The organism is Vallitalea sediminicola (assembly GCF_054408565.1).
On record NZ_BTPT01000110.1, the window covers coordinates 1 to 1,787 of the forward strand.

Sequence of the window (1,787 nt, forward strand, 5' to 3'; positions counted from 1 at the left end):
AGAGCACTCTCGGAAAGTAATGAATAAAGGTTGAATAATTATGTATAAGTAGTTTCTTTTCCAATATATTGATTAAATACAGAAAAAATAGCATGCAAATAAAACCACCAATTAGCTGGTTTAAAAAAATAATAAAAGTAATAATTAAGAAGTGGCTAAATTAGCTTTTTTAATTCTAGCATCAAGATGAATGTTAATACCAATCATCATGGTAAAAAAGGAATAACGCTTTTTACCACGAATTCGCATTGAATGTAGTCCATAATCATTAAGAATGCGATTATTAATTCGTTCAGAACAGGTTCTGGTTTTATATATGTCTTTCCATTGTTTTGTACCTCTAGGAACAGAAGGGAAAAGGCGAATATCCCAGTCTGGTTTTGTATAAATAACCCGTCCATAAGGAGAAGGAGAACATTGTTCTTTGCATGTGCATGTATCTACTTTTTTACACTTTAACGGGCATCGCCACTTGTGGCGAGAACGGTTTTTACAGAAGCCGTTGTATACCATTTCATGACCTGATAAGCATAAGGGTACACCTTGTTCATTGATAGACAAGGCAGGAGGAAGCGTTGTAGGCTTACCACGATTGCTATTTAGGTCAATGAAAGGTATATAATGCCAAGAGTTACAAAGTTCATAAGTTGGATAATTATCATTAGCAGAATCAAAACATACATTATTAATACTTAAATAAGGCGCAACTTCTCTAAGTTCAGCCAAAGCAACTACGCCAGTAACACTATCGTGACGTTTAGCGGAAACAAAACGAAACAGCAAAGGAAGATCTGATTTGGTCATGGAATCATATGTAGAAAAAGCATAAAGAGTATGTCCATAAAACCAAGTACCAAGATCACTGTCCCAGCCATAGGAAGCATCAATATCAGAATAATGTCTAGGACATTTACAATAATAGTCACCATTTTCTTTGCACTTACAGACTTTGTTACCTAAGGAAGAAGAATGGCAATGAACACAAGTACCATCACCGGCAACAGTAAGGCATTCAGAAGAAATCAAGCCGAGTTCCATAGAGGGAATAATAGCAATTAAGGCAAAAAGTTCTTGTAAAAGTCGTTCATAGCGAAGTGAAAAAAAACGTCCAGCCATAAAAAAGTCAACGGTTTTGCGAACAATATTCGGATGTTTATTGAGAAGTTTTTTATTTTTGCCAGGTCCCTTTTTTCTTGGTTTAGAATTTTTAGGATAATTATACAACTGTTTTTGCTCAGATTTATCAAGGGAAGGATTACGAAGCCAAAGCCGATTGATGAAATCATAATAAGAGCCTAAAGGTGGTAGGGAGTCAGTAGTACAGCCGATTAAGAGAGCTAGTAAATCATCAGATTTAAGTAAATGGACCCATTTAGTAAGGCTAGTCACATGCCTATCCAGCATGAGAATAATAGAACGAAAGATTTCAGGCTGATTGATAGCAGGTCTACCAGTGGTAGAATAATAAGGAGCCAGAAAATCAGCTAAAGGGTCAAGGTTTAAAGAAGTAAGTTTTGCAAGAGAATGAGAATAATAAGAAAATTTTTTAAGCTGTGATTCATTTAACGAAGAAACAGCATGAGAAATAAAGAGCTGGTAAACAGCATGAGAAGTCCAATTTTTAAGCATAAGTGAAGTACCTCCAAAATGTATTTTTAACAAGGGCTTCGCCACAAATTCTTATACATTTGTCAAGTGTATTATGCAAAAAGTTGGAGGAAAAAGAAAGAAATCAAGCAATAAAAAAGAGCGATAACTCGGGCACTATAGAGTTTCCGAGAGTGCTC

1 protein-coding gene is annotated in these 1,787 nt (G+C 35.3%); it reads right to left on the bottom strand.

The window, feature by feature from the left end; all coding sequences use genetic code 11:
* Positions 1–144: 144 nt before the first annotated feature.
* Positions 145–1,629, bottom strand: coding sequence for a transposase (locus ACX6CF_RS25720; protein ID WP_458788246.1), 1,485 nt, complete (start codon positions 1,627–1,629; stop codon positions 145–147).
* Positions 1,630–1,787: the final 158 nt, after the last annotated feature.